This window comes from uncultured Bacteroides sp. (assembly GCF_910578895.1).
GTDB lineage: Bacteria > Bacteroidota > Bacteroidia > Bacteroidales > Bacteroidaceae > Bacteroides.
Genome location: NZ_CAJTSC010000058.1, coordinates 1 through 3293, shown reverse-complemented (window position 1 = coordinate 3293; position 3293 = coordinate 1). Strand labels below are relative to the sequence as shown.

3 protein-coding genes and 1 tRNA gene are annotated in these 3293 nt (G+C 49.2%); 1 reads left to right on the top strand and 3 read right to left on the bottom strand.

Annotation, left to right across the window (positions count from 1 at the left end):
- Window positions 1-25: 25 nt before the first annotated feature.
- Window positions 26-1216 carry an OmpA family protein gene (locus tag QZ327_RS12210; protein WP_294619670.1) on the top strand — a complete coding sequence of 397 codons (1191 nt, stop codon included), beginning with the start codon at window positions 26-28 and terminating at the stop codon, window positions 1214-1216.
- A 214-nt stretch (window positions 1217-1430) separates the two neighbouring features.
- Here QZ327_RS12210 and trpS read toward each other — a convergent pair whose 3' ends face one another.
- The 3 genes from trpS to QZ327_RS12195 all read right to left on the bottom strand — a co-directional run.
- A complete protein-coding gene (gene trpS / locus QZ327_RS12205; RefSeq protein ID WP_294619669.1) occupies window positions 1431-2525 on the bottom strand; it encodes a tryptophan--tRNA ligase in 1095 nt (364 codons plus the stop codon).
- Between the two features lie 194 nt (window positions 2526-2719).
- A tRNA-Pro gene (locus QZ327_RS12200) sits at window positions 2720-2794 on the bottom strand.
- 149 nt (window positions 2795-2943) lie between these two features.
- Window positions 2944-3293, bottom strand: a 350-nt coding sequence (locus QZ327_RS12195; RefSeq protein ID WP_294619667.1) for a hypothetical protein, incomplete at its 5' end; no start/stop codon positions are given.

Below are 3293 nucleotides of genomic sequence, written 5' to 3'. Positions count from 1 at the left end.
AACCAATTTAACTATTTTAAGGTATATGAAAAAGTTTCTAATGTTGCTGGCATTCGCCGGCGTATCTTCCCTCGGCATGGCACAGCAAAAAACTGTCGTTGTAGAACAGGTAGACGTTGTTCAGGTACAGGACAAGTATCAGGTGATTACAAATCCGTTCTGGAGCAACTGGTTTTTCTCCATCGGTGGCGGTGCATCGGTAATGTATGGAGATAATGACCAGCAATTGGGGGATTTCGGCAAGCGTATCAGTCCTACGATGAATGTCTCTGTCGGCAAATGGTTTACTCCCGGTCTCGGCTTGCGTTTGCAGTACAGCGGCCTTCAGGCAAAAGGCTTCACAATGGACCCGCATGCCGATTATGTAAAAGGCACTCAATGCGACAACGGTTCGTACAAGCAACGCTTCGACTACATGAACTTCCACGGTGATGTGATGTTCAATCTGAATGCCCTGTTTGGCGGATACAACCAGAACCGCGTATATGAAATCATCCCTTACCTGGGAGCCGGTATCACTCATAATTATACAAAGCCCCATCGTCAGGCTTTGTCGGTAAATGCCGGTATTATCAATCGTTTCCGCGTTTCGAATGCGGTAGACATTAATCTGGAACTTAGCGCAATGGGTGTGGAAGATAAATTTGACGGAACCATTGCCGGCAAGGGTTATGACGGTGTGTTCAGTGCCACGCTTGGGCTGACCTACCATTTCCCGAAACGTGGGTTCAACCGTCCGGCGCCGCAGCTGGTTTCTGCCCTCGAACTGTCTGCCATGCAACAACAGCTTGCCGAACTGTCTGCTGCCAACCAGCAGCTGGAATCTGCTCTGGTGGCCGAACGTAACAGACCGGTAGAAGTTGCCGAAACCGAAGTGGTCGTTGCCGATCCGGATATCGCACCGCGCACCGTATTCTTCAATATCGGTTCTGCCCAACTGTCGCCGCGTGAAGTGATGAACATCTCTTATCTTGCAAAGCAGATGCAGGAGTTTCCGAATGCGGCTTACACAGTGAACGGTTATGCCGACTCTGCCACAGGTACGCCCGAATTCAACAAAGCGTTGAGTTTGAAACGTGCCCAGGCTGTAGTGGATGTTTTGGTAAAAGATTACGGTATCTCTGCCGACCGCTTGAAGATTTCTGCTGACGGCGGTGTCGACAAGTTCGGACAACCGATTCTGAACCGTGTGGTATTAGTGGAGTCTGCCAACTAACGGACAGGCGATAAAAAAACAAAGAGAGTGTGTCGAAACACCTCAAATACACCAATCACCCCTGCCATAGATATCTGTGACAGGGGTGATTTGGTTAATAAGAGAGTTTCGACACACCCTCTTTTCTTGTATGCTTTTATTGCGGTAGCCACGGTTGCTCATGGATGGAACTCGGGAAAAACAGTCTCCCCGCATCCTTTGTGGCGGATGGTGGTTACTCTGCGCTGAATTTCTTTACCTGTTCTGCAATCAGCTCCGCATCGTCAAAGTAATTGATTTTCATCGCGCGGCGCACATCATCCAACGTTGCTGCGGCTGTTTCGCGTGCCGTTTCACAACCTTTCTTCAGCATATCGTAGATGGCGGGAATATCTTTCTCGAATTCCTTGCGGCGATTACGGATCGGTTCCAATGTCTCCTGCATGATGTTGTTCAGGAATCCTTTCACCTTCATGTCGCCCAGTCCGCCACGCTGGTAGTGTGCTTTCAACTCTTCCAAAGAAGGATAATCGGGCAGGTAGCGCTCAAAGTGTTCGGGGCGGCAGAAAGCATCCAGGTAAGTAAATACGGTGTTGCCCTCTATTTTGCCCGGATCTTGTATGCGCAGGTGGTCGGGGTCGGTATACATGCTCTTCACCTTCTTCTGAACCTCGTCGGCACTGTCGGAGAGGTAGATGCAGTTGCCCAACGATTTGCTCATCTTGGCTTTTCCGTCTGTTCCCGGCAGACGCAGGCAGGCTGCATTATCCGGCAGAAGGATTTCCGGTTCTACCAGCGTGTCGCCATAGATGAAGTTGAAGCGGCGTACTATTTCGCGCGCCTGTTCAATCATCGGTTCCTGGTCTTCGCCAACGGGCACGGTAGTGGCGCGGAATGCCGTGATGTCGGCAGCCTGGCTGATGGGGTATGTGAAGAAGCCCACCGGAATGCTTGTTTCAAAGTTGCGCATTTGGATTTCCGTCTTTACCGTCGGGTTGCGTTGCAGGCGCGATACGGTGACGAGGTCCATGTAATAGAATGTGAGTTCGCACAGTTCCGGAATCTGCGACTGGATGAAGATGGTGCTTTTCGTAGGGTCCAGTCCGCAAGCCAGGTAGTCGAGTGCCACTTCAATGACGTTCTGGCGTACTTTCTCCGGATTCTCCATGTTGTCTGTCAGCGCTTGCGCATCGGCTATGAACACGAATGTCTTGTCATACAGGCCTGAATCCTGCAACTCCACTCTGCGTCTCAACGAGCCTACATAATGTCCGATGTGTAGGCGTCCTGTAGGGCGGTCGCCCGTAAGGATGATTTTCTCTTTTGCCATATCTGTATTTATTGTTTTTCCGATATAAAAATCCTGTCGGTTGTAACGAAATGCAAAGGTAATATTTTCTGTTGGTAATCAGTGGCTCATACGGAATAAATCAAGCAAGGACAGCTCTTTGGTTACATGAAAACCGTAATTGGGGATAAAAAAAAGAAGTTAAGCATGAAACTTAACTTCTTAATAATCACCAGTCGGGGTGACTGGATTCGAACCAGCGACCACACGCCCCCCAGACGCGTACTCTAACCGGGCTGAGCTACACCCCGAATTGCGGATGCAAAGGTACGGCTTTATTTTGAAATAGCAAATAATTCTGTGATTTTTTGCACCATTATTTCACGGATTTCTCATTTACAGGAGTTAGAGGGAGTTAGAATTAGAAGGCGGTACAGGAATTGAAAGGGGGCAAAGGGAGTTAGATGCGGATAGCATCGCTGTACATTGACAACTCTATCGACTTAACTCCGCAACCCGAAGAGCGATAACTCCTTTTAACTCCCTCCAACTCCTGTAAATAAAAAATCCGTACCCGTGCAAGAACCGGGCAGATGTCGGGAACGGACCGCTCCGGCTGTGTGCACGGCTGCAAAGTGAAGCACCATCCGCTCGCTTCATGACAAAAAGGCGGTAAAACCACCTTTTCTCTTACTCCTCTCTCTGCCGCTTTCTTCCGAAACAGGAATATCCTGCATAAAGTACGGATAGATATGCTCCGTTTTTCGATGGATATGCGTTGTTTATGCAGAAACCGAAACACCTGCATCC

Bases quoted from the DNA above. Each gene is read 5' to 3' on its own strand.
- QZ327_RS12210 (WP_294619670.1), top strand. From the start codon at position 26: ATGAAAAAGTTTCTAATGTTGCTGGCATTCGCCGGCGTATCTTCCCTC.
- trpS (WP_294619669.1), bottom strand. From the start codon at position 2,525: ATGGCAAAAGAGAAAATCATCCTTACGGGCGACCGCCCTACAGGACGC.